The sequence below is a fragment of the Janthinobacterium lyxosi genome, from assembly GCF_051380665.1.
Taxonomy (GTDB): domain Bacteria; phylum Pseudomonadota; class Gammaproteobacteria; order Burkholderiales; family Burkholderiaceae_D; genus Janthinobacterium.
Genome location: NZ_JBNYXM010000037.1, coordinates 25,515 through 47,478 on the forward strand (window position 1 = coordinate 25,515; position 21,964 = coordinate 47,478).

Genomic DNA, 21,964 nt, shown 5'->3' on the forward strand with positions numbered 1-21,964 from the left:
CGATTCCTTCAGTGTAACTTAACGGTGCATCATTTCTGGCGAGGACAGCAAAAACGTGTTCCACTCCTGCGGCGAAGCGGCCTGTTCCAGGGCCTGGCGCGTGGCGGGACCCAAGGTTGGCTGCAGTGACTGGTAATACAGGGCGCTGGCCAGCTGCGGGAAGGCGACCTTTTCCTGCGGCTGCGGGCCATCCGTCTTGAACAGGCCGGCGCTGCCTGAACCGATGGTGCGGGCGATATCGAAGCGCGTCGTCATCTGGCCGGGGCTGGCCCAGGAGGCGTCCGTCAGTGGATAGCCGTCCGGCGTCTGGCGCCCGTACAGGGGCTGGCCCATGCGCGAGAGCCAGTTCAGCATGGGACCCGCGTTCAGGATGGGCTTGTCGTCATAGCTGAGGCGCACGGCCGACACCACATAATGCATGGGGTCCTTGAATTTCTTGCCCAGCGACTGCCGGAACTCCGGGCTGCTGAACATGGTCTGCAGCACGTCGGCGATCATGCCGTCGCTGTGCTGGAAGGTGGCCGCCATGCGTGCCACCAGGGGCTCGGGCGGATTGTCGCTGACGAAATACTGGGCCAGCTTGCCGCTGATGAAATGCGCGGTGGCGGGACTGCGGCTGAGGCGATCCAGCGCTTCATCGAGCTCGGCCAGTCCCCGGCCCTTCACCGTTTGTCCGAGGAATTGTTTATCGCCGTAATCGTGGCGGTTCGGATTGAATTCGAACAAGCCCCGGCGCACGTATTGCGACTGCAGCGCCGGTTTGACTTTCGGTGCGTCCGGTCCCAGGTTTGCGCCCAAGTTCACCCCCACCCCGGTCAGGATGCGCGCCAGTTCCTGCACGTCAGCCTGGCTGTAGCCGCCGTTGACGCCCAGGGTGTGCAGCTCCATCAGCTCGCGCGCATAGTTTTCATTGATGCGCTTGACGGCATTGGCTTCATTGTCCAGGTAGCGCAACATGGCCGGATGGTGGACGGTCGCGCCCAGCAAGTCGCGAAATTTCCCCAAGGCATGCGGCGCGATGGCATTCGCCTCGTAATCGCCCACCATGGCGCGCAAGTTGTGCTTGCCCTGGTGCACGCTGAAATGGTTGAGCCAGAACCAGCTCAGCTGCTGCTGCAGCTGGTTCGGCGAATACACGTCCAGCAACAGCGAACGCGTAGCCGCCTCGCGCGCCAGGCGATTGAGTTCCTGCTGGTAATCCTTTTGCGCCTGCTGCTTCGCCATGTCATCCATGACGCCAGCCGACTCCTTGCGCTTTTGCTCAATAGAAATCACCAATTGATCCAGCGGCACCTGGCTGATGGTCATGGCGTCGATCTGCGTCTGGACGGCAGGCGGCAAGGTCGTTTTTCCTGGGTGCAACTGCGCCTGCAGGTAAGCGTTCCAGCCTTGCGCCTGCAACTGGCGCACGCTGCCCCCGTTCACGCCCCAGCTGACGCGCTCGAGCATGGCAATGCCTTGCGCGGCATTGTCGGGCGCGGCGACGGCATGCTGCGCGGCCGGCGGCGCCGTCGCGGCACAGCCGGCCAGCAACAGCAAGGAAATCAAGGTCGTCGGCAGCAGTCGGTGGGGGGGCATGGCAATCCTTCAAGCGGTTTCATGCAGAATGCCTGAGCGTACGCCCAGGTTGACCCGTGCATGATTGCCATTTGCAACGAGTTGTAATTAATAGTGCTTTTATATTAACCCCGCACACTTGTCGCGCAGGAAATCGCGCAACTGCAGCACCAGCGGCGTCACCTGCGCCCGGTGCGTGCACACCAGGTGCAGTGGCGTAGCTTCGCCCGCCACCTCGGGCAACAGCGCTTGCAGGCGGCCGGCGGCCAGGTCGCCAGCGACGTCGAGCCGCGATTTGTAGGCGATGCCCAGGCCCGCCACGGCCCAGCGCCGCACCAGCTCGGCATCGTCGGCGCTGCGGTTACCGCTCACTGGCACGGTGACTTGCTCGCGCTGGGGCAGGCGGTAAAAAGTCCAGCGGTCGTGCAAGCCGTCTTCCAGCGCGAAGCGCAAGCAATTGCGCTGCGACAAGTCTTCCAGCGCCAGCAGGGGGCCATGCGCGCGCAGGTAGTCGGGCGAGGCCACCAGCACGCGGTCGTTGGCGGGCGCAATCGGCATGGCGATCATGGACGAATCGTCCTGCTGGCCGTAACGCAAGGCAATGTCCACTTGCTGGCGCACCATGTCGGCCACCCGGTCGCTGACGCTGAGCTGGTACCGCAGCTTGGGATGGCGCGACTGGAATTCGTCCAGCCAGCCCAGCATCAGATTGCGGCCCAAGTCGGAAGGCATGGCAATTTTCAAGGTTCCGCCGAAACTGTCCTTGCCTGCCAGCAGCGCATCGTGGCCTGCGCGCAGCAAGCGCAAGGCTTCGCGCGCATGTTCGAGGTATTGCGTGCCTTCCGGCGTCAGACTCAGCGAACGGGTCGTGCGGGCCAGCAGGCGCAAGCCCAGCTCCCGTTCCAGGCGCTTGACGGCGGCGCTGGCCAGCGCGGGCGAAATGCCAATCTCGCGCGCGGCCGCCGACAAACTGCCCCGGTCGGCCGTGCGCACAAATACCTGCAAGTCATCGAGTCGCAGCAATTTTCAGCATTCCTTTGAAAGTGTTTCGCTACGCGCCCTCTTTTTCCTGGACGCGAAAGCAACCATCATACGTCATCACCTCCCCACTCTTCACCAAGGATCAGCATGAAAGCCATCGCCTATCACCACAGCCTGCCCATCACGGATGCCGACGCCCTGCTCGACATCGAGCTGCCCACGCCCGTCGCCACGGGGCGCGACCTGCTCGTCGCCGTCAAGGCCATCTCCGTCAATCCCGTCGACACCAAGGTGCGCAAGAACCGCGCGCCGAAAGACGGCCAGCCGGAAGTGCTGGGCTGGGATGCGGCCGGCGTCGTCACCGCCATCGGCCCCGACGTCACCCTGTTCAAGGTGGGCGATAAAGTCTGGTACGCAGGCGCCATCAACCACCCCGGCAGCAACAGCGAATTCCAGCTGGTCGACGAGCGCATCGTCGGCCACATGCCGGCCAGCCTGGACTTCGCCCCGGCCGCCGCCCTGCCTTTGACGGCGATTACGGCCTGGGAATTGCTGTTCGACCGCCTGCAGATCAGCCGCGACAAGAGTCTCACCGGCAAGTCCCTGCTGGTGATCGGCGCGGCGGGCGGTGTGGGTTCCGTGCTGGTGCAGCTGGCGCGGCAATTGACGGGCGTGACCATCATCGGCACGGCCTCGCGCGCGGAAACGGCCGGCTGGGTCAGTGAACTGGGCGCCCACCACGTGATCGACCACAGCTTGCCGCTGGCGGGGGAAATCACGCGCCTGGGCTTGCCGCCCGTCGATTATGTGATCAGCCTGAACCAGACGGACAAGCATTTCGACCAGATCGTGGAATTGATCGCGCCGCAAGGCAAGTTCGCCCTGATCGACGACCCCGAGCACATCGACGTGCGCAAGTTCAAGGGCAAGAGCGTGTCCCTGCACTGGGAACTGATGTTTACCCGTTCGCTGTTCCAGACGGAAGACATGGCCCAGCAGCACGCCTTGCTGGAAGAATTGGCGCAACTGGTGGACGCGGGCGTCATCAAGACCACCCTGGCCGAGCGCTTCGGCACGATCAACGCGGCAAATTTGAAGCGCGCGCATGCCCTGCTGGAAAGCAATACGGCGAAAGGAAAGATCGTGCTCGCGGGCTTCTAAACTCAGCTAATCAAAATGGCCCGGAAATCGTTGACATTCGTCAAGGTCGGACCAGTGATCACACTATCTCCCAGCGCCTGGAAGAAGCCGTGACCATCGTTGTTGTCGAGGCTGTCGCGGGGCTTGATGCCATGCGCCCAGGCGCGCTGCAGGGTGTCCGGCGCCAGGACCGCGCCGGCGATGTCGTCCTGGCCGTCGACGCCATCCGTGTCGCCGGCCAACGCGTGGATGCCCGCCTGCCCTTCCAGCGCGATGCCCAGCGCCAGCAAGAATTCCACGTTGCGCCCGCCGCGGCCGTTGCCGCGCACGGTGACCGTCGTTTCGCCGCCCGACAGCAGCACGCACGGGGCGGGGAACGGCTGGCCCCGCAAAGCCGCTTGCAGCGCGATGCCAGCCATCACTTTCCCCACGTCGCGCGCCTCGCCTTCCAGGCTGTCGCCTAATATATATGGCGTGACGCCGGCCGCGCGCGCCACGGCTGCCGCCGCTTCCAGCGCCAGCTGCGGCGTGGCGACCAGGGTCGTGCGCGTACGCGCCAGGCGCGGATCATCGGGTTTGATCGATTCGCCGCGCCCGCTTTCCAGCACTGCGCGCAGGCTGTCCGGCAAGTCCATGCCGTAGCGGCGCACGATGGCCAGCGCGTCGTCGCAGGTGGTGGCGTCGCCCACCGTGGGGCCGGAGGCGATATCGCCCAGCTTGTCGCCGGGCACGTCGGAAATGGCCAAGGTGATGACTTGCGCCGGATGGCAGGCGGCCGCCAGGCGCCCGCCCTTGATGGCGGACAAATGGCGGCGCACGCAATTCATTTCGCCGATGGTGGCGCCGGACGCCAGCAGCGCGCGGTTCAAGGCTTGCTTGTCTTCCAGGGTGATGCCGTCCAGGGGCAAGGCCAGCAGGGACGAGCCGCCGCCCGAAATCAGGCACAGCACGGTATCGTCAGCCTGCAAGTTGCCCACCAGATCGAGCATGCGCCGGGCCGCCTGCATGCCGGCCGCGTCCGGCACGGGGTGCGACGCTTCCACTATTTCAATGCGTTCGCACGGCACGGCATAGCCATAGCGTGTGACGACCAGCCCGGAGAGCGGCCCCGGCCAGTGCTGTTCCACGGCGTGCGCCATGGCGGCCGACGCCTTGCCGGCGCCGATGACGATCAAACGCCCCTTGGGCGCGGGCGGCAGATGCGGCGGTATGCAGCGCGATGGCTGGGCCGCTTCGATGGCGGCGTGGAACATGGCTTGCAGCAATGCGCGCGGCGCTGGGATGGTCGTCATTTTGTTTCCTCCGGTATCCGAATCCGATCATAGCAGTGCCGGCAGCCTGGCAGCTAAGTAACCCCCAATAAACTATTGTGATTTCTGACTTCCATAACCGGCGCTCTGCGGCGTTGCCCACTGCTAGCAGTGCTCGCACTGCGTCGCAGCGGGCGCCTTGCATAGCATCCGGTTTTGTTCGTCATAAATTTACAATATTTTCTCGAGGATTACTTAGAATGGCGTCTTGAGCACATCACAGGAACACCATGAGCGACGCCATCGAATGGACCAGTCTTGCCCGCACTTTCGGGCTGTTTACCGTCACGGCCGTGGCCGAACTGCTGGGCTGCTACCTGCCCATGCTGTGGCTGAGCAACAAGGGCAGCGCCTGGCTGCTGTTGCCGGCTGCCATCAGCCTGTTGATCTTCGTGTGGCTGCTGACCCTGCATCCAGCCGCCAGCGGCAGGGTGTACGCCACGTATGGCGCCATCTATATCGCCACGGCGCTGGGATGGCTGTGGCTGGTGGATGGCATCACGCCCGCCTGGACGGACATCGCCGGCGTGTGCCTGGCCCTGGCCGGCGCCGCCGTCATTGCCATGGGGCACAAGGCGGCTTGATTTGCCTCAGGCGGCATGCGCGCGGAAGTTCGTTTCCGCCGACCACGCCGCGCTGGCACGGGCCAGCAAGACCGCTTCGCCATCGGCCAGCCAGTCGTCGGCATCGGCGATCTTCCACATGGCTTGCAGCAGCTTGCGGCGCAAGTCCGGGTCATCGATTTCATCGAGCAGGCTGTCGATCACGCCATTGGCCAGCTGCACGGCGCCATGCACGGTGGAGGTCAGCATGTCGTCGCACAAGTCTTGCAGCAGTTGCTGGAAGGCGGCCGGCGCCAGGTCGATATGCTCGAGAATCTTGCTGCGGTGCATGGCTTGCAGCTCGGTGCTGGCCAGGTTGCCGTCAACCACCATCATCAGGGCCAGGATACGTCCCGCTGCCTGGGGACTGTTCATTTCATAGGTACGCATAGTTTCTCTTCCATTGTTAGTTTAAAAAGCGCGCCACCGCCCTGCGGGGCGCGCCGTACTGCTGTTTATTTCTTGTCGCTGCGGGTGATGAACACGCTCGCCACGCAACTAGCCACGATCAGGACTGCCACCACCAGCAACGACGCTTCCACCGGCACGTGGTACCACGGCATGATCAGCATCTTGGCGCCGATGAACACCAGCACCATCGCCAAGCCATACTTGAGCATGTGGAAGCGGTCAGCCACGTCCACCAGCAGGAAGTACAGGGCCCGCAATCCCATGATGGCGAACAGGTTCGACGTGAAGACGATGAACGGGTCCGTCGTGATGGCGAAAATCGCCGGGATCGAATCGACCGCGAAGACCAGGTCCGTCACCTCGATCAGGATCAGCACCAGGAACAGCGGCGTGACATAGCGCAAACCGCCCTTTGCCACGAAGAAACGCTCACCGTGCTCGCCGTCGGCCACCCGCAAGTGGCGGCGGGCAAAGCGCAGCACGGGGTTGTTCGCCACGTCCGGCTCCGCATCGGCCGCCACCAGCATGCGCATGCCGGTAATTAACAGGAAGGCGCCAAACAGGTACAGCACCCAGCTGAACTCGCTCACCACCCAGGCACCGGCCAGTATCATCACGGCGCGCATGACGATCGCACCCAGGACGCCATAAATCAGGACCCGGCGCTGGTACTGGATCGGCACCTGGAAGGCACTGAAGATCAGCAGGAAGACGAACACGTTATCGACCGACAGCGCTTTCTCGATCAGGTAGCCGGAGAAAAATTCCAGCGCCTTCTGGTTGGCGATCTCGGGTCCGGCCGTGCCGTTCAGATACCACCACAGGCCGCCGTTGAACAACAGGGCCAGGCTGACCCACACCAGCGACCACGTTGCCGCTTCCTTGACGCCCACCTTGTGCGCCTTGTTGCCGCCGAAGACGAACAGGTCCAGCGCCAGCATGAACAGGACGAATACGATGAAGCCGGCCCACATGGGTGCCGTAGCAATGCTTTCCAGACCGTTCATCGGCGGCCTCCGTAACTGTCTGTCTGTATCCTGATGCCCATGACACTCTCCTTGCATGAATTGAGCAGCCATCATAGTCTCAATCCAAACATCGAACAAATCGAATATAATTTACGAATACATCGAAAAATTCGATGCATTGATTTCCGGGAAAAGCATGTCGACACTCAACTTCAAGCACTTGCGCTATTTCTGGATGGTGGCCAAGACGGGCAGCATCGCCCGCGCGGCCGAACAGATGCACCTGACGCCGCAATCGATTTCCGGCCAGCTCAGCGACTTTGCCGAGACCCTGGGCGTGGAATTGTTCCGCCGCAGCGGACGCCAGCTGGAATTGACGGACACGGGCAGGCGCATCCTCAGCCATGCCGAAAGCATTTTCAGCACGGGTGATGCATTGCTGGAAATCGTGCGCGACCAGTCGCGCACGGCGACAACGACCTTTCGCGTGGGCTGCGCCGATTCCGTCTCGAAACTGATTGCCTGCCGCCTGGTCGCGCCCGCGCTGGGCCTGGCCGAACCGCTACGCATCATTTGCCGCGAAGGACGGCTGGCCAGCCTGCTGGCGGACCTGGCCGTGCACCGGCTGGACCTGATCATGGCGGACCGCCCCATGCCTGCCCACCTGAGCGTGCGCGGTTTTAACCATTTACTGGGTGAAAGCGGCATGACCCTGTTCGGCACGCCTACCCTGGCCGCCACACTGACAGGGAGCTTCCCGCAATGCCTCGATGGCGCGCCGCTGCTGCTGCCGGGTGAAGACTTCGCCATTTACGGGCGCTTGCTGCAGTGGCTCGGCGACAACCATCTGCACCCGCGCATCGTCGGCGAGTTCGACGACAGCGCCATGATGAAGGCCTTCGGCCAGTCCGGCGCGGGCCTGTTCTTTGCGCCCACCGTCATCGCGCCCCAGGTCTGCGAGCAATATGCCGTGGTGGCGCTGGGCCGGGTCGACAGCCTGGTCGAGCAAGTGTATGCGATCACCACGGAACGCCGTTTGAGCCACCCGGCCACCATCGCCATCAGCCAGAGCGCGCGGCACGAGCTGTTCGTGTAACTACCAGCCGCTGACGACGATTTTCCCCGGCTGCCCGCCCCGCTCCAGCAACGCATGTGCGCGCAATACGGTGGCTGCATTGAAGGGCGACAAACGCTGCCGCACAGTGTGGCGCAGCACGCCCTCGTCCAGCAGCGCCGCCACGCGGGCCAGGATGCGCTGCTGTTCCTGCATATCGTCGGTGGCGTACAGGGGCCGCGTAAACACCATTTCCCAGTGCAGCGAGACGCTCTTGCCTTTCAGCGGCGCCGCATCGAAAGCATCGTGGTCGTCGATGACGGCCAGCTTGCCGTGCGGCGCGATGATCTGCGTCAATGCCGCGACGTGGCGTGCCGTATGCGACAGGGCGGCGATGTGCGTGACAGGCGCCACTTTCAATGCTGCCACCTGTTCCGGCATGGGCAGCGTATGGTCGATCAGGTGATGCGCGCCCATGGCGCGGCACCACTCCATGCTGTCGCCGCGCGAGGCCGTGGCGATCACCGTCAGCCCCGTCAACTGGCGCGCCAGCTGGATCAGCATGGAGCCGACGCCGCCCGCGCCGCCCAGCACCAGCAGGCTGCCCCGCGGCTGCGTGTCGCCGGGCGTGATGGCAAAACGCTCGAACAGCAGCTGCCACGCCGTCAGCGCCGCCAGCGGCACGCCGGCCGCCTGCGCAAAATCCAGCGTCGCCGGCATGCGCGCGGCGATGCGCTCATCGACCAGGTGGTATTCGGCATTCGCGCCCGTGCGGTCGAACGAGCCCGCGTAATACACGGCTTGCCCTGGCGCCAGCAGGGTCACTGCGCTGCCCACCGAATGCACGATGCCGGCCGCGTCCCAGCCCAGGGTGACGACACGCTCCGGCACTTTTACCAGCCCGGCGCGCACCTTGGTGTCGAGCGGGTTGACGCCCACGGCGCGCACCTGCACCAGCACCTCGCGCGGACCGGGCACCGGCATCGCCCCCGCCGTGTCGAACAAGCCATCTTGCTCGTCCACGCCGCAGCCCTTTTTAAAACCGATCATCTTCATTGCATCCTCCCGCAGGTAAAAACCCATGGTAAGCAGCCACGCGATAAAGAAAAATATGCTTCAATGCGTTTCACTACTGACCAAACTGTCATGAATCATGCAAAACCAAGATGTCGATAACCTTTCCGGCGTGGCCCTGTTCGTGCAACTGGCGCAGGCAGGCAGCTTTGTCGCCGCCGCGCGCCAGGCCGGCATTTCTCCGTCGGCCGTCAGCAAGAGCCTGGCGCGTCTGGAGCTGCGGCTGGGCGCGCGCCTGTTCCAGCGCAGCACACGCCAGCTGAGCTTGACGGCGGAGGGCAAGCTCTTCCTCGCGCGCAGCGAGACCATCCTGGCGGAAATGCAGGCGGCGCAGGAGGAACTGGCGGGCCATCTGGCGCCGCACGGGCGTCTGCGCCTGGGCTTGCCGGAACTGGGCGGACTGTTCCTGCCCGCGCTGGCCGATTTCACCCAACTGCACCCCGCCATCGCGCTCGATCTGGACTTTTCCGACGCGCTGGCCGATGTCGTCGGCGATGGCTTCGACGCCGTCATCCGCATCGGCGCGCCCCGCGATTCGCGCCTGGCGGCCCGCAAGCTGGGCCAGTTCCGCTCCTGCCTGGTGGCCTCGCCCCCCTATCTGGCGCGCCACGGCACACCCAGCCATCCCTTGGACCTGCCACAGCATGCTTGTTTGCACTACCGTTTCCGCCACAGCGGCAAGATCGAACAGTGGCAGTTGCGCCAGGACGATGGCGAGATTGCGCCGGACTTGCCGCAGTCCATGATCTGCAACAACGTCGAAGCGCGCCTGCACTTCGCCCGGCAAGGCCTGGGCATCGCCTGGCTGCCCGACTTTCATGTCCGTTCGGCACTCGATGACGGCAGCCTGGTCGAGGTGTTGAGGGACTACGCGATCACCGACCATCCGGCCCACAGTTGCTGGCTGCTGTGGCCGTCCGGGCCGCACCTGGCGCCGAAAGTACGCGCCCTCGTCGATTTCCTGGCCGAGGCGGCCATTTTATCGCCTCTTGCCCACAAATAAGTCAGGTGAAAGATGCGACGAAATACATTTGGACAAATATGTCTTTATAATGGCAAGCCTCCCCGACGCCTTGCGCGCCCTACCCTGGACTTGCCGCAATGAAGCACTTGCACGATATTCCCTCTGCCTTCAAGCATGAATTTGCCAACCCGCGCCTGTGGTGGTCGCGCGCCGTCGTCGTCGGCATGGCCGCCATCGCGGGCCTTGTCGTCGTGGGCTTTACGTGGCTGGCCGAGGAAGCGCTGGACCTGTTTCTCTTTTTTAATGGCCAGGCCTGGTGGTTCGCTCTGCTGTGGACGCCCGCCTGCGCCGCCCTGCTTGTCTGGCTGACGCGCCGCTACGCGATGGGCGCGGCCGGCTCCGGCATCCCGCAAGTGATGGCCACGCTGGACCCGGCCGTGGCCCCCGAACAGCGTTCGCTGTTTGTTTCCCTGAAACTGAGTGCCGCGAAGATAGGCTTGACGGCGGGCGGCTTGCTGGGCGGATTGTCGCTGGGACGCGAAGGCCCGTCCGTGCAGATCGCCGCCGGCGTGATGCTGGCTGCGCGCCGCTGGCTGCCGCGCCACTCGCAGGTGAGCGCCCATTCCCTGCTGGTGGCGGGCGGCGCGGCCGGTATCGCGGCCGCCTTCAACACGCCGCTGGCGGGCGTCATGTTTGCCATCGAAGAACTGTCGCGCTCGCCCGAGCAGCGCAACAGCGGCCTGATCGTGGCCGGCATCGTGCTGGCCGGCATGATGGCCGTCTCGATCCACGGCAACGCCACCCACTTCGGCATCATCCATCCTGGCCCCATCGGCCTGGCCTTGGCCCTGCCCGGCTTGCTGGTAACCCTGGTGGCGGGCGTGGCCGGCGGCCTGTTCGCCAGGCTGCTGCTGGCCTCCGCCCGCGGCAATCCACTGGGGAAGCTGTCCGCCTGGCGAAAAGGCCGGCCCGTGCTGTTCGCCGCCGTCTGCGGTCTGCTGGTGGCGGCCATCGGCATCGCCAGCCACGGCGCCACGTTCGGCAGCGGCACCGTGGCCACGCGCGCCATGCTGGAAGGTTCGTCAGAGGCGACCCCCGCCTTTGTTGCCTTCAAATATGTGGCGACCTGGCTGACCGTCTGGTCAGGCGTGCCAGCCGGCATCTTTGCGCCCTCCCTGGCCATCGGTGCCGGCATCGGGCATGACATTGCGCAATTGCTGCACTATCCGCACGCGCCCGCCCTGATCGCGCTGGGCATGGTGGGTTTCCTGGCCGCCGCCACGCAGGCGCCGCTGACGGCTTTTATTATTGTCATGGAAATGGTCGACGGCCACGGCATGGTGCTGAGCCTGATGGCTTGCGCCGTGGTGGCCAGCACGGTGTCGCGCGTGCTCAGCGAACCGCTGTACGGGGCGCTGGCGCAATTGCAGTTGCAACGGCTGCCGCAGGCGGACCGGGGAACTACATCGTAAACGGAAACGGCTGCATGCCCGCCTGCCTGTCGTCGGGGGCGACCACGGCCAGCAAGGCATTCAAGCCCTGGTTCAGGTGCGCCAGGCTGTCGGCATCGAGCTGGCTCAGCGCGCTGGGCAGCAAGCCGCGCGCCGGCTGCGGCGCGCCGGCGATCACGGCCTGACCTTCCACCGTCAGAGTCAGGGTAACCACGCGCTGGTCGGGCTGATCGCGTGCCTTGCGCACATAGGTTTTTTTCACCAGCGCATCGACCAGGTTGCTGGCCGTCGTCTGGTGGATGGACATCTTGCTGGCCAGCTCGCCCATGCGCAAGCCTGGCCGCTCCAGCAATTCCTGCATCACCCACAATTGCGCGCCCGACACGCCACATTGTTTCTCGATCTGTGCCGAGTGCCGCTGCGCTGCGCGCATGACGACGCGCATGTTTTGCAAGGCCATGCCTTGCGCCCTGGCCATCGCCGAAACTTCCGCTTCCACCACCATTGCCTCCAGTTATCCTGCCGGCTTCGCGCCTGCTGGCGGGCCGGAATCCGTACATGATACCTGCAAAGGCGGGCGCGCCCCTGCTGCCTATTGACCTGCAGGCACTGGCGCTCCGGCCTGCCAAGCCTTCCCCCACACCTGCTTGCCCCGCTTGTCCCAGCGGCGCTCGATGCCCTGCTTTTGGCCGTGCTCATACGGCACAAGCTGCAGCAGGCTGCCGTCGCTGGCCCAGACTTGCAGCAAGCCATGGCGCTGGCCATCGCGCATGGGGATGACCTTGGCGCGCACGCCATTGCCATACCATTCCGTGACATCGCCCTGCTCGCGCCCTTGCGCATCCTGCTGCCAGGCGATCGACGGCTTGCCGTTGCTGCCCCACTTCTGCATGCTGAGCAGCTTGCCCTTGCGGTACAGGGCCTTTTGCGCCAGCTGGCCATTGTCATGGCTTTCAAACGACCAGCCATCGGCTTCGCCATCCACCCAGACCTTGCGCGCGAGCACCTTGCCATCCTCGGCCAGGGTGAGGAACTCGCCATCCTGCTTGTCATGGATAAAATGACTACGCTGGAACAGCTTGCCATCGGCGTAAAACACTTCCTGCAAGCCATGCATCTTGCCGCCTTTCAGGAAGGCGTGGCTGCTCATCTTGCCATTCGGCCCGTATGACACGTACTCGCCATCGGCCATCAGCTTGTCGTGGTAGCTGATGCGGTTCATCAACTGGCCATTTTCATGGTAATTCTCGGAGATGCTGTCGCGCCCGTTCGGCAGCAGGGTCACCTTTTGCTTGAGCTGGCCATTTTCATGGAACGACGTAGCAGCCGGCGCAGCTGGAGCCTGCGCCTGCGCCGCCAGCGGCAGGGCAAGCACCGCCACCAGCAACGCCAGGTGCATTCTCTGTCCATACCGCATGCTGATCCCCCTATTTGGCCGCTACCGGCTGTCCATCCTGCCATGTCTGTTCCAGCACCAGCTTGCCGGCCTTGTCCCAGTGACGCTCGATACCGTGCTTCTTGCCCTGTTCGTACGGCACGAGCTGCTGCAGGCTGCCGTCGCTGTGCCAGATTTGCAACAAGCCGTGGCGCCGGCCGTGGACAAACGGGGTCACGCTGGCGCGCACGCCGTTTGCATGCCAATCAGTCGTATCGCCGTGGTCGCGCCCCTTCGCGTCTTTCTGCCACGCAAAATTGGGCCGGCCATTCGGAGCCCACGTTTGCAAGCTGAGCTCAGCACCTTTCCGGTACAGCGTTTTGTTCGACACGACGCCATTGTCATGGCTTTCGAACGACCAGCCGTCGGGCTGGTCGTGCACCCACACGGTCTTGGCCAGCACGCTGCCGTCCTGGGCATACCTGACAAACTCGCCCTCGCGCTTGCCATCGACGAACCGTCCCCATCGATGCAGCTTGCCATCCGCATAAAATGATTCCTGCACGCCATCCATCTTGCCATTGCGTCGATACGAGCGGCTGCTGACGGCACCATTCGCGCCATACGACACATGCTCGCCATCGGCCATCTCGTCGTCGTGATACAGCGTCTTGTACGCCAGCTGGCCATTCTCGTGATACGTTTCCGAGATACTGTCGCGCCCGTTTGGCAACGCGGTCACCCGCTGCTTGACCTGGCCATTTTCGAAGTACACGCAGCCGCCGAGCAGCTCCTCGCCCTGGGCATTGAAGTAGGTGTCGCGCAGCAGCTGGCCATTCTCGTAGTAATACTTGCGAAAACGCACGAACTTGATCTGGCTCAGGTCAAGGTCCGTGGCATAGGTTTCAAAGGCCAGTACGCCTGGCGTGTCGGGAAATTCGAGCCGTACATGCCAGGCGCCCAGCGCCTCGTCGCGCACGGGCGGCGTGCGCAGCGCATACGCGGCGCGGCGTTGGTTGCTCGGCATGAAATTTTCATCCAAATACATGGTGTGGTCTTCCTCCTGTAGCGTTGGCGTTGACCCCGCTGGCTGTTCCTGTGCCGCCAGCGGCAAGGCCAGGGCCATGCCCAGCAGGGATGCCAGTGCAACCTGTGCCGCGCGCGTCGTCTGTGGTGTATGCATAGTGTTCCGTTGCAATGTTATGGTGCGGCTGCCATCATAATGGAAAGCAACGTTTTCCTTGTCACGACAGAAATGCATGAGCAAGGAGAGGCAGGAGCAGACTGGGGAGGTGGGATGACCGGATGCGCCAACAAGCACATCCGGCACTGAGGAAGGAAGCGCGGAAGGTCAGGACTTTTGCGGCTGGTAACGGCTCAGTAGCTCCTGGAAGCGTTTGTCCTTGCGCAAGGTATCGAGATCGCGGTCCTGAGCCATCTGGTCGAAATACTGGAAACCATCCTTGAAGCTGGCTTCGAATTCGCTCAGTGCATCGTCCGTGCGGTTCTGCTTCAGGCGCAGGATAGCCACGTTGTACGACACGAGTACATTGTGCGGATCACGCAAGCGCGCTTCAGCAAGTTCCGTCTCGGCCTCGTCGAGCTTGCCTTGCGCCATCCTGGAAATGGCCGTCTTCAGCATTTCATTGGCGGCAGCCTTGCTGCTGGCCGTTTCCGCCCCGGCCGCATCGCCATTGGCCAATTTCTGGTCGCCTTCGATGCGCAGCGCCTTGGTCTCTTCATCGCTGGGCGCCAGCGCCGCATTCTTGCCAAGGTCGATGGCAACTTTCACCGTCTCGACCAACACCGGGGCCGCCTCGACCAAGTCCACCGCTGCCCTCACGGGCCGCTGCATGTACCAGTAGCCGCCAGCACCAAGCGCCAGCACCAGTACGCCGGCCACAGCCGCCACCGCAGTCTTCTTGTTCGGGCCACCGGGGCCAACCTGGCCGCCAGCCTGCAACTCCATCGGCGTATCGCACTTTGGACACTTCACATCGTCGCCCGGCGAGCGCTCGAACACTTCGCCCGAGTTTGCGTTATCGCAATCGCCGAGGGTGGGACATTTATATTTCGCCATCGTAGTACCTTTTATCGTGAGAACGGGCGCGGCAGTCTTGCGCCACCGCGCCCGGATGAAACATGGTTAGTTCGCCTGAGGCATGCGGATCAGCGCACGCACGGGGTCGCGCAGGGAACGCAGCGCAAGGAATTCAGGATCCTGGTCATCTTCACCTGCAGCTATGAAACGCTGCGTCGCCAGATCTGTGTATTGCTTGAACAGCGAGTTCTTTTGATCGATATGCTGGAATTCCACCTCGATCTTGCGCGCCACTTCCTTCTCGATGGCTTTCTGCAGATCGATCGAATGCTCGGTTTCCATCACATCATGCAAGCTGGCGCCGGCCAGTACCTTGGAAGACGGCAAGCCATCTTCCAAGGCGATAAAGACCCATTCCAGCAGGCCGGACTGCCGGTTCGGGCGCTGCTTGATCATCTGCAACAAATTGGCCACCAACAACGTTGGCTTGCGCATGCCGCGTGCCATGGTCTCGTTTGCCGTGCGGGCAAACAGGGGCGGCAGTTTCTTGCCATTGCCTTCGCCGTGCAACAGATACGATTCGTTATGATCCGTCAACAAGCCGTCATAGTGGCGTTTGAGGTAGGTCAACGATTCCGTGTAACGCAGCGGCATCAGTGCCGTCACCTTCATGATGACGATCTGATTCGGCATCTGGCCGACGCTGATGGTGGTGCTCGAAGCCGAATCGCGCTGCGACTTGAATTCGTTTTCCAGATCCGCACGGAAAGCCTTCTGATGCTCGCAGGCGGGCAGGAATACGCCCACGGTTTCATACACGCCCGGTGAGGCATTGCCCACCTTGCGGTCGACCTCGGTCTTGTTGAAGACCAGGGTGCTACCCGCCTCGTCGTACAGGCTTTGCACGAACTGCTTCAGGCCGCTCTTATTGGCGTCGTACTGCTTCTGCAGCCGCTCGACAATATTGACATGCAACACAGGCGGCAAGTTCTTGGCGATCTCGCCATGCGCCAGTTCCACGATGCGCGCCGATTCCTGCGACAGCATGCCGATGATGCTGCCCAGCGAAATGCTGCGGTTGAGCTTTTCAAACGACTCGACTTCGACGCCTGCCAGGTTGATCAGCGACTGGCGTACGCGCTGCGTGCGCGCCGCCTGGCTGACCTCATCGCTGACCATGGCCTTGAAGATGGCCGTGATGGCGCCCATGTCGAAGATGCGCTTCTGGTAGGCAGCATCGGCTTCGCCCAGGCGGGCCGCCTTTTCGCGGTTGAACTGATCGGTGGCGACGGCCAGGTTCTGATGCAGCTCATCAATCTTGCTGCGCAAGGTCAACAGTTGTTCCTTGACGAAAGGCAGCAACGTACTGGCAAAGCGCAAGCCTTCCAGCGTGGTGCGCGCGACGTACAAGTCCTGGTGCTGGGTAGCGATATCGGCAAACAGGCCGCCGCGCTTGTCCGTCAGGTGCTTGCCGAGGAAGCCCACCTTGTTGAATTGCGCCGACAATTCCGTATTGCGCTGCTGGATGCCCTGCAAGGCCGCCGGCATCTTGGCGATGCGTTCGAGGACGATATCCTGCTTTTCATCGAGCGCCAGCACCAGCGCATCCGTGTAATGGCGCAACTGCAGCAACGAAGCCGTCCCCGACTTCCAGCGTCCGAACAGTTCTTTCTCGATGTGGCGGCCGATATGGCGCGCCATGTCCAGGCGTGCATTGCCCTTGACTTCGTAGAATTTGCGTACGCCGCCCATGGTGCGGTAGGTATCGTCGAATACCTTGGCCAGGCGCGTGTTGAGCACGTCGATCCAGCTGGTCTCCTCGATCAGCTTGTCCGCCTTGATTTCCGGCGCCAGGCGGTTGACGATCTGTTTCCAGTACTCCTGCGGCGGCTTCCAGTTGCTGTTCTTGACGTCGTCGTCGAGGATGCCCGTCTCGAGCATCAGGTGGGCATCCGTCAGCAGCAGGCTTTGCAGCACCTCAGGCTTGCGCACTTCCGAGCCCCAGTCTTTTTCCAGTGCTTCGTCGGCATAGCCTTCGCCCTGGCGGAAATTGTTGAACATCAACTGACGGCTGGCCTGCTCGGCGAAGCCATACGCGAGAAATTCCTTGATTTCCTGTTCCGGCACGACCACGCGCTTGATACCGAACGAGAGGAACAGCTTGGCGCGCGCCTTGCCCACGTCGTCTTCCGTCTCGAAATTGATGATGTCGTTTTCGCCCTTCTCAGCCCGGTGCAAGCCTTCCCAGGCCTTGTTCAGGGTCTTCTGGTAGATGAATTCGGCCACGATGGTGGGCAATTCCGATTCGACTTCGAACTGGATGCCATGCTCGTTGATGTTGTTGATCAGGTAGCAGCCGTTGAAATACACGTCATGCGCCATCGGCGTGCCATCGAGCAAGTTGATCGGATGGTATTTGCCGACGGCCATCGCATTGAGTTCGGCCAGGGCCGCATAGCCATTCGCGTAGTAGTTGGAGAAGCCGGCCACATCCTTGACGCGCTTGGAGTTTTTCTCTGGCAGGAAGGCGTAGATCAGGATGCGGTATTTGTCATGCTCGGGCAACAGGTGGCGAATTTGCGCCACCGCATCGACCACCGAACCGCTGCCCGTGCCGCCGGCCAAGCCGCAGACGACGTGGATGGTGACACCCGTCTTGCCCTGCGATTGCAAGTCGTGCACACGCTCTTCGATCGCCTTGACGAACTTCGACGCGTTCTGCGCAAACACCATGCGGCCCAGCTTGCGCCGTTGCGCCGCACCGGCGATGCCCGGCTTGACAAAGTCGAAGATGGCGCGCGGCTCGATCCAGCCCTGCATGCCGGGGAAGGAACCGGGATCGTCGAGCACGGGACGAATATTGCTGGCCGTGTTGATGGCCACTTGACCACGGTCAAGCTCGATATCCTTACCCAGCACCTTCCACTCATCGCGCTTGTCCAGCTCGTCGGTGGAAGTATCGATGTAGAGGAAATCGAAGTGCGCGTCGGACACGCTGGCGCCGTCGGCATCCTTGTTACGTTCGATGGTTTTCTTGATCTGGCGAATGATCTTGCCGCCCGTTCCGCCGAGGCCGACGATCAGATGATTATTTGACATAGCGTTCTATCGTTAAGGTAAGCAGGAATCGGATTTATTGATGCGACAGCTGCAATTTCAGGTACAGGCCGTCGTCCTTGGACGTGAGGGTCTTGACGATGTAGGCCGCCACGTGGCCACCCGTGTCAGGCTGTACGTCTTCGCTGAACACGATGGCTTTCGAGGCATAGCCCTGGCCTGCGGCAGGCGCGGCGGTGCATTCGCTATCGGGCGTGAAAACCACGCTCTTGGCGCTGTAGCCGGCATCGGCCAGCTGCGGCTGCGCAGGATCGACGGTTTGCCACTCGGTGGCGCCGGTCACGACCGGAGTGCCGGCCGAGGCCACGGCCTGTGCCGGTGGCGGGCAGGCGGGGCCGCTTGGATTGCTGAAACCGCTGTTGCTGGCCACAAGGTCCGGCTGCAGGCTGTTGATCTTTGCCGTGGCAGGCACGTCCAGCGGCTTGGGTGACATGTACACCAGCAACTGCTCGGTGCCTGGAGGACCTTCGAACTCGAAGGCGCCGCGCCCCGGCAGGAATACCGTGCCCATGGCATCGATGAAATTATCCTTGCCCGGCTGCGGATAGATCTGCGTGACCTTGCCATCCGGGGCCTGGTTCAGCACATACACGTACGATGGGCGATTAACCTTGACGCCCAACTGGAACTTCTCGCCGGTGTTAAATTTGCGGCTGGCCAGGACATCGCGCGTAGAACCGTCGCCATTCTTGATACGGATGAAGTAGCTCGTGCCGATCTGTGCATCGGCCTTGCTCTTCTTGGCCGTTGCCACCACGGTTTTCTTGGGGGCGGCCTTCTTGGCCGCTGCCTTGACGGGTTCGGCAAGCGCCGGCGTGCCCGTGTTGGCCGTCGATACGCCGCCATCTTCGGCAAAAAACAGCGATTTGGCGCTGTAGCCCTCTTGCGCAGCAGCGCCGTTCATCAACAGGGCGAGGGAGAGTGCAATGATTGTTTTTTGCATGATTCGCTTTCCAAAAGTCACGCGGGCAGCCACCAGGCGCCTGCCCGCTGGTGGTTTTACAGGTACAGGTTGTCTTGCTTGGCAGGGAAAGTGGTGTACTTGCGGGGCATTTGCTGTTCCGCGCCCTTGCTGACGCGATTCGCAGTCTCTGCCGTAAAGATCCGGGCACTCTCAAAGGCTGGCTCGATATCACCCTGAGTGCGCTCGAGGTAGGCAAAGAACGTTTGTGTAAAGAAAGATCCCTTGAGGGTTTTCGACGGCACCAACGGATTCGGGAATACACCGATATGCTGCTCGGGACCAAGCGCCTTCTGTCCGGCGCTGGTCGCCGTAATCACCGTGTAGCCACTGCGGCTGCGGTCGATCTTCTGCGGCACGCCCTGGCGCCGCGCCTTGTCGTTGGCCGCCGCCTCGTCGGGGCTGAAGACGATGGCCTTGGCCGTATATTTCTCGCCCGTCCAGGCTGCCAGCGAGATGCCTTCGCGTTCGGGCTGGCCGTTGTTGGCCTTCAGGATGAACGCCATCGACTCATCCTGGACGTCGTTCAGCATTTCGCCGCTGTAGCAGGTATCGATGAAGACGCGCGTCTCGCGGCTGGGCTTTTGCGCCAGTTGCTGCACCAGGCTATCCGAGACGGCCGTTTCCTGCAGGTGCAGCAAATAATCGGTCTTGCCACGTTTGAGGCCATCGGTACTACCGGAATCGACCGCAATGATGGACATACGGCGCTGATCGATGCCATCGGCCGAGGGCACCGGTGGCGTGCCATGGCTGGACATGTAGATGAACAGGCTGTCATTGCCGCGCAGGCTGTTGCCCACTTCGGCGATCTTCGCCTCGATATTCGTCTTTGTTGCTTGCCCGCCGAACAGCGACGTCACCTGGTAGCCAGCGCGCTGTAGGTGGCCGGCCACGACGCGCGCATCATCCTCTCCCTGGATAGGTTTGAGTACTGCGTTATCGCGAAATGTATTAATTCCCACCACCAGCGCGCGCTTTTGCGGCGCGCCCAGGATGGCCAGTTTTTGCGCGTTGCGCTGCTTGAAGAAATCGGCGCTGGCTTGCTGCGCATCCCGTTCCCAGTGCCGTTCCTTGATATTCTCCGGATAAAGCGGCGAGGTCGTCTTCAATCCCACGATGGATTGGGCAATCACGAAAGCCCGCTCCACCTGCAGCTCATTCTGATAGCTGCCAGCCAAGCGCACGCGCCCCACCTGATCGCGCACCACCGTGGCGTCATGTAATCCGTGCTGCCTGAATTTCACCGCAATTTTCTGCAGTAATTCCGGCGGCACGTCGTAGGAATAATAAACCGGTTGATAGCCTGGTAATTGATTAGCGGCACAACCACCAAGCAACAGCATGGCAAGGACGGCACAACTACGCCATAGCGATTTCATCATGGGATGCACTTATGAAGGGAAGGAAAAAAATGCAGGCAAGCCGCCCGATAACAGGGCAGCCTGTGCGTTACCAGAAATTTCGAATAAAGCTTAAATAATGGTAACTGTCTTCGATTCCGTCACCACCGGCGTGCTGGCGGTTTTCATCTGGACTTCATAACGCAGCTGCATGCCAGGCTTGAAATCCGAGGACAATGGGAAGTTAATGGTATCGGTGTGCTGTGCCGGTTCGAACGTCTTGACTTCCGAGCTCCGACCAGCCGTAAACGGCATCGGCTCTTCTTTACCGTTTTCGATAATGTAGATTTTCCGCGATATTTCCACCGGTGTTTCGGCATCATCCGGCGTGAGCACCGTGAATTTGGTACTCATGGGAATGCTGGCAGTTCCGCTTGGCACGGAAGTCGGCATGTCGATGCCCATGATGGCGGTCTTGATACCCTCGCTCGGCTTGTACTTGGCCGCTTTCTTGGCTTGTGCCAGCGTTGCCGAGCGGGTGATGTTCGATGCTGGCACCCAGCTTGGATTCTTGGTGTAGCAGGTGTTGGTGGCCTCGTAATAGGCCTTCACGAAACCGATGCCACCGCCAGCCAATGCGCCCAACGCCGTTGCCTTGATAGCATCTTTTTTCTTCATGCCACCGAATAACGATGCCCCCAGACCCGTCAAGGCGCCCACGGCGGCGCCCTTGGCCGTCGCCGTCACCTGCTCCGACTGCACGCAAGAATTCAGATCGGAATAGGCGGATTCCTGCGCCGCCACGTTCGACGCAACAAACGTCAGCGCACACAACACTGCCGTGCTCATTTTTGACGGAGAAAAAATCGGATTCATCATTGTAGTATTCGTTTCAAATAAAAAAACAGGTTGAAGGCAGCATAAGACATGCAAGACTCCCAATACCATCCAGCATGAATACCCGCTTGACAGGTAATTCAATGGCAATAGTGATAGAAATCATCCCGGCAATGCAAAAAAAATAGCCACACCCCCGACCAGCCAAACCTGGCGAAACATGTCACATTTCCTGCACGCGTCAGCCCCATATGCAAAATTATTTCCGCACGGAATTTATTGTAACTGAATTTAAAAACAATGAAAAACAAAATTAAGAGACCACCAATAACAATTGCAAATATTACACACCATGTGCCACATTATATTGGCGCGAAAAATTAAATCAAAAACAAATTGTTACTTTTTGATAGATTTCAACAATCTATTTCGTGTATGTGCAATCCAGCACGGCCGACCACCATTTTGAAATTAATATTTAATTTTTTTAGGTATTCAATTCGTGCCTCCCCTGATAATATGCGGCTCCTGACACCATTTTGTGTGCCTGAATCGGGATAGATAGGGGGCTGCCACAATGACTGCACCCCTCCCACACCAACCGGCATGCGGGTCCGCACCGGGCGTTTGAAACGGTTGGGGTCGGCATACTGAGGTGTACTTGTCAAGACCCGCTTGGTTATAAACGCGTTTAACAAATAAATCCGGCTTCTTTGCCTGCCACTCTTTGAGCGCCTGGATGGGTGTCTGGTGGTGTAAGGCGCGCTGCGGGATATTG

19 protein-coding genes and 1 pseudogene are annotated in these 21,964 nt (G+C 61.6%); 5 read left to right on the forward strand and 15 right to left on the reverse strand.

Going from position 1 to position 21,964, the window contains the following annotated elements; all coding sequences use genetic code 11:
- Positions 1–18: 18 nt before the first annotated feature.
- Both ACQ4WP_RS25440 and ACQ4WP_RS25445 read right to left on the reverse strand, forming a co-directional pair.
- On the reverse strand, positions 19–1,578 hold the full coding sequence (locus ACQ4WP_RS25440; RefSeq protein ID WP_436525510.1) for a DUF1800 domain-containing protein: 1,560 nt from the start codon (positions 1,576–1,578) through the stop codon (positions 19–21).
- A gap of 99 nt (positions 1,579–1,677) precedes the next feature.
- Positions 1,678–2,580 (reverse strand): LysR family transcriptional regulator, encoded by a 903-nt coding sequence (locus ACQ4WP_RS25445; protein ID WP_436525512.1) that lies wholly within the window; start codon positions 2,578–2,580, stop codon positions 1,678–1,680.
- Positions 2,581–2,685: 105 nt separating this feature from the next.
- On the opposite strand from ACQ4WP_RS25445, the gene ACQ4WP_RS25450 reads away from it, so the two are divergent.
- Positions 2,686–3,699, forward strand: coding sequence for a zinc-binding alcohol dehydrogenase family protein (locus ACQ4WP_RS25450; protein ID WP_436525514.1), 1,014 nt, complete (start codon positions 2,686–2,688; stop codon positions 3,697–3,699).
- Between the two features lie 2 nt (positions 3,700–3,701).
- Here the strand turns inward: ACQ4WP_RS25450 and ACQ4WP_RS25455 are convergent, their stop codons facing one another.
- Complete coding sequence (locus tag ACQ4WP_RS25455) at positions 3,702–4,970, reverse strand: glycerate kinase type-2 family protein (protein WP_436525516.1); 1,269 nt, start codon at positions 4,968–4,970, stop codon at positions 3,702–3,704.
- Between the two features lie 248 nt (positions 4,971–5,218).
- Between ACQ4WP_RS25455 and ACQ4WP_RS25460 the strand changes: the two genes are divergently transcribed.
- Positions 5,219–5,572, forward strand: a complete 354-nt coding sequence (locus tag ACQ4WP_RS25460; RefSeq protein WP_436525517.1) for a YnfA family protein — start codon at positions 5,219–5,221, stop codon at positions 5,570–5,572.
- Positions 5,573–5,578: 6 nt separating this feature from the next.
- Here ACQ4WP_RS25460 and ACQ4WP_RS25465 read toward each other — a convergent pair whose 3' ends face one another.
- Together ACQ4WP_RS25465 and ACQ4WP_RS25470 are read right to left on the reverse strand one after the other, a co-directional pair.
- Positions 5,579–5,980 carry a tellurite resistance TerB family protein gene (locus ACQ4WP_RS25465; protein ID WP_426072492.1) on the reverse strand — a complete coding sequence of 134 codons (402 nt, stop codon included), beginning with the start codon at positions 5,978–5,980 and terminating at the stop codon, positions 5,579–5,581.
- Between the two features lie 65 nt (positions 5,981–6,045).
- On the reverse strand, positions 6,046–7,008 hold the full coding sequence (locus ACQ4WP_RS25470) for a TerC family protein (RefSeq protein WP_436525519.1): 963 nt from the start codon (positions 7,006–7,008) through the stop codon (positions 6,046–6,048).
- A gap of 157 nt (positions 7,009–7,165) precedes the next feature.
- Between ACQ4WP_RS25470 and nhaR the strand changes: the two genes are divergently transcribed.
- Positions 7,166–8,065: a transcriptional activator NhaR gene (gene nhaR / locus ACQ4WP_RS25475; RefSeq protein WP_436525521.1), complete on the forward strand. Its 900-nt coding sequence runs from the start codon at positions 7,166–7,168 to the stop codon at positions 8,063–8,065.
- Here nhaR and ACQ4WP_RS25480 read toward each other — a convergent pair whose 3' ends face one another.
- Positions 8,066–9,073: a zinc-binding alcohol dehydrogenase family protein gene (locus tag ACQ4WP_RS25480; RefSeq protein WP_436525523.1), complete on the reverse strand. Its 1,008-nt coding sequence runs from the start codon at positions 9,071–9,073 to the stop codon at positions 8,066–8,068. It abuts the gene before it with no gap.
- Positions 9,074–9,176: 103 nt separating this feature from the next.
- On the opposite strand from ACQ4WP_RS25480, the gene ACQ4WP_RS25485 reads away from it, so the two are divergent.
- Both ACQ4WP_RS25485 and ACQ4WP_RS25490 read left to right on the forward strand, forming a co-directional pair.
- Positions 9,177–10,100, forward strand: coding sequence for a LysR family transcriptional regulator (locus tag ACQ4WP_RS25485; RefSeq protein WP_436525525.1), 924 nt, complete (start codon positions 9,177–9,179; stop codon positions 10,098–10,100).
- Positions 10,101–10,198: 98 nt separating this feature from the next.
- Positions 10,199–11,533: a chloride channel protein gene (locus ACQ4WP_RS25490; protein ID WP_436525527.1), complete on the forward strand. Its 1,335-nt coding sequence runs from the start codon at positions 10,199–10,201 to the stop codon at positions 11,531–11,533.
- Here ACQ4WP_RS25490 and ACQ4WP_RS25495 read toward each other — a convergent pair.
- The 9 genes and pseudogenes from ACQ4WP_RS25495 to ACQ4WP_RS25535 all read right to left on the reverse strand — a co-directional run.
- Entirely contained in the window at positions 11,523–12,017 is a 495-nt protein-coding gene (locus ACQ4WP_RS25495; RefSeq protein ID WP_436525529.1) for a MarR family winged helix-turn-helix transcriptional regulator, read from the reverse strand. The two genes, ACQ4WP_RS25490 and ACQ4WP_RS25495, sit on opposite strands and share 11 nt — an antisense overlap.
- A gap of 87 nt (positions 12,018–12,104) precedes the next feature.
- On the reverse strand, positions 12,105–12,911 hold the full coding sequence (locus ACQ4WP_RS25500; RefSeq protein WP_436525531.1) for a toxin-antitoxin system YwqK family antitoxin: 807 nt from the start codon (positions 12,909–12,911) through the stop codon (positions 12,105–12,107).
- Positions 12,912–12,939: 28 nt separating this feature from the next.
- Positions 12,940–14,070 carry a toxin-antitoxin system YwqK family antitoxin gene (locus ACQ4WP_RS25505; protein ID WP_436525533.1) on the reverse strand — a complete coding sequence of 377 codons (1,131 nt, stop codon included), beginning with the start codon at positions 14,068–14,070 and terminating at the stop codon, positions 12,940–12,942.
- A 168-nt stretch (positions 14,071–14,238) separates the two neighbouring features.
- On the reverse strand, positions 14,239–14,967 hold the full coding sequence (locus tag ACQ4WP_RS25510; RefSeq protein ID WP_436525535.1) for a TPR end-of-group domain-containing protein: 729 nt from the start codon (positions 14,965–14,967) through the stop codon (positions 14,239–14,241).
- Between the two features lie 66 nt (positions 14,968–15,033).
- Positions 15,034–18,027, reverse strand: coding sequence for a tubulin-like doman-containing protein (locus ACQ4WP_RS25515; RefSeq protein ID WP_436525536.1), 2,994 nt, complete (start codon positions 18,025–18,027; stop codon positions 15,034–15,036).
- Positions 18,028–18,061: 34 nt separating this feature from the next.
- The gene (locus tag ACQ4WP_RS25520) at positions 18,062–18,988 is read right to left on the reverse strand and encodes a DUF4384 domain-containing protein (protein WP_436525538.1); all 927 of its coding nucleotides are present in this window, start codon (positions 18,986–18,988) and stop codon (positions 18,062–18,064) included.
- A gap of 56 nt (positions 18,989–19,044) precedes the next feature.
- Entirely contained in the window at positions 19,045–20,253 is a 1,209-nt protein-coding gene (locus ACQ4WP_RS25525; RefSeq protein WP_436525540.1) for a caspase family protein, read from the reverse strand.
- Between the two features lie 228 nt (positions 20,254–20,481).
- Positions 20,482–21,228 carry a hypothetical protein gene (locus ACQ4WP_RS25530; RefSeq protein ID WP_436525542.1) on the reverse strand — a complete coding sequence of 249 codons (747 nt, stop codon included), beginning with the start codon at positions 21,226–21,228 and terminating at the stop codon, positions 20,482–20,484.
- Positions 21,229–21,849: 621 nt separating this feature from the next.
- A pseudogene (locus ACQ4WP_RS25535) lies at positions 21,850–21,964 on the reverse strand (IS481 family transposase); the annotation flags it as partial.

Excerpts from the sequence above, each read along its gene's own strand:
- ACQ4WP_RS25530 (WP_436525542.1), bottom strand. The coding sequence starts at position 21,228 with ATGATGAATCCGATTTTTTCTCCGTCAAAAATGAGCACGGCAGTGTTG.
- ACQ4WP_RS25470 (WP_436525519.1), bottom strand. The coding sequence starts at position 7,008 with ATGAACGGTCTGGAAAGCATTGCTACGGCACCCATGTGGGCCGGCTTC.
- ACQ4WP_RS25455 (WP_436525516.1), bottom strand. The coding sequence starts at position 4,970 with ATGACGACCATCCCAGCGCCGCGCGCATTGCTGCAAGCCATGTTCCAC.
- ACQ4WP_RS25515 (WP_436525536.1), bottom strand. The coding sequence starts at position 18,027 with ATGTCAAATAATCATCTGATCGTCGGCCTCGGCGGAACGGGCGGCAAG.
- ACQ4WP_RS25480 (WP_436525523.1), bottom strand. The coding sequence starts at position 9,073 with ATGATCGGTTTTAAAAAGGGCTGCGGCGTGGACGAGCAAGATGGCTTG.
- ACQ4WP_RS25490 (WP_436525527.1), top strand. The coding sequence starts at position 10,199 with ATGAAGCACTTGCACGATATTCCCTCTGCCTTCAAGCATGAATTTGCC.
- ACQ4WP_RS25505 (WP_436525533.1), bottom strand. The coding sequence starts at position 14,070 with ATGCATACACCACAGACGACGCGCGCGGCACAGGTTGCACTGGCATCC.
- ACQ4WP_RS25485 (WP_436525525.1), top strand. The coding sequence starts at position 9,177 with ATGCAAAACCAAGATGTCGATAACCTTTCCGGCGTGGCCCTGTTCGTG.
- ACQ4WP_RS25450 (WP_436525514.1), top strand. The coding sequence starts at position 2,686 with ATGAAAGCCATCGCCTATCACCACAGCCTGCCCATCACGGATGCCGAC.
- ACQ4WP_RS25510 (WP_436525535.1), bottom strand. The coding sequence starts at position 14,967 with ATGGCGAAATATAAATGTCCCACCCTCGGCGATTGCGATAACGCAAAC.
- ACQ4WP_RS25440 (WP_436525510.1), bottom strand. The coding sequence starts at position 1,578 with ATGCCCCCCCACCGACTGCTGCCGACGACCTTGATTTCCTTGCTGTTG.
- ACQ4WP_RS25460 (WP_436525517.1), top strand. The coding sequence starts at position 5,219 with ATGAGCGACGCCATCGAATGGACCAGTCTTGCCCGCACTTTCGGGCTG.
- ACQ4WP_RS25500 (WP_436525531.1), bottom strand. The coding sequence starts at position 12,911 with ATGCACCTGGCGTTGCTGGTGGCGGTGCTTGCCCTGCCGCTGGCGGCG.
- nhaR (WP_436525521.1), top strand. The coding sequence starts at position 7,166 with ATGTCGACACTCAACTTCAAGCACTTGCGCTATTTCTGGATGGTGGCC.
- ACQ4WP_RS25495 (WP_436525529.1), bottom strand. The coding sequence starts at position 12,017 with ATGGTGGTGGAAGCGGAAGTTTCGGCGATGGCCAGGGCGCAAGGCATG.
- ACQ4WP_RS25465 (WP_426072492.1), bottom strand. The coding sequence starts at position 5,980 with ATGCGTACCTATGAAATGAACAGTCCCCAGGCAGCGGGACGTATCCTG.
- ACQ4WP_RS25520 (WP_436525538.1), bottom strand. The coding sequence starts at position 18,988 with ATGCAAAAAACAATCATTGCACTCTCCCTCGCCCTGTTGATGAACGGC.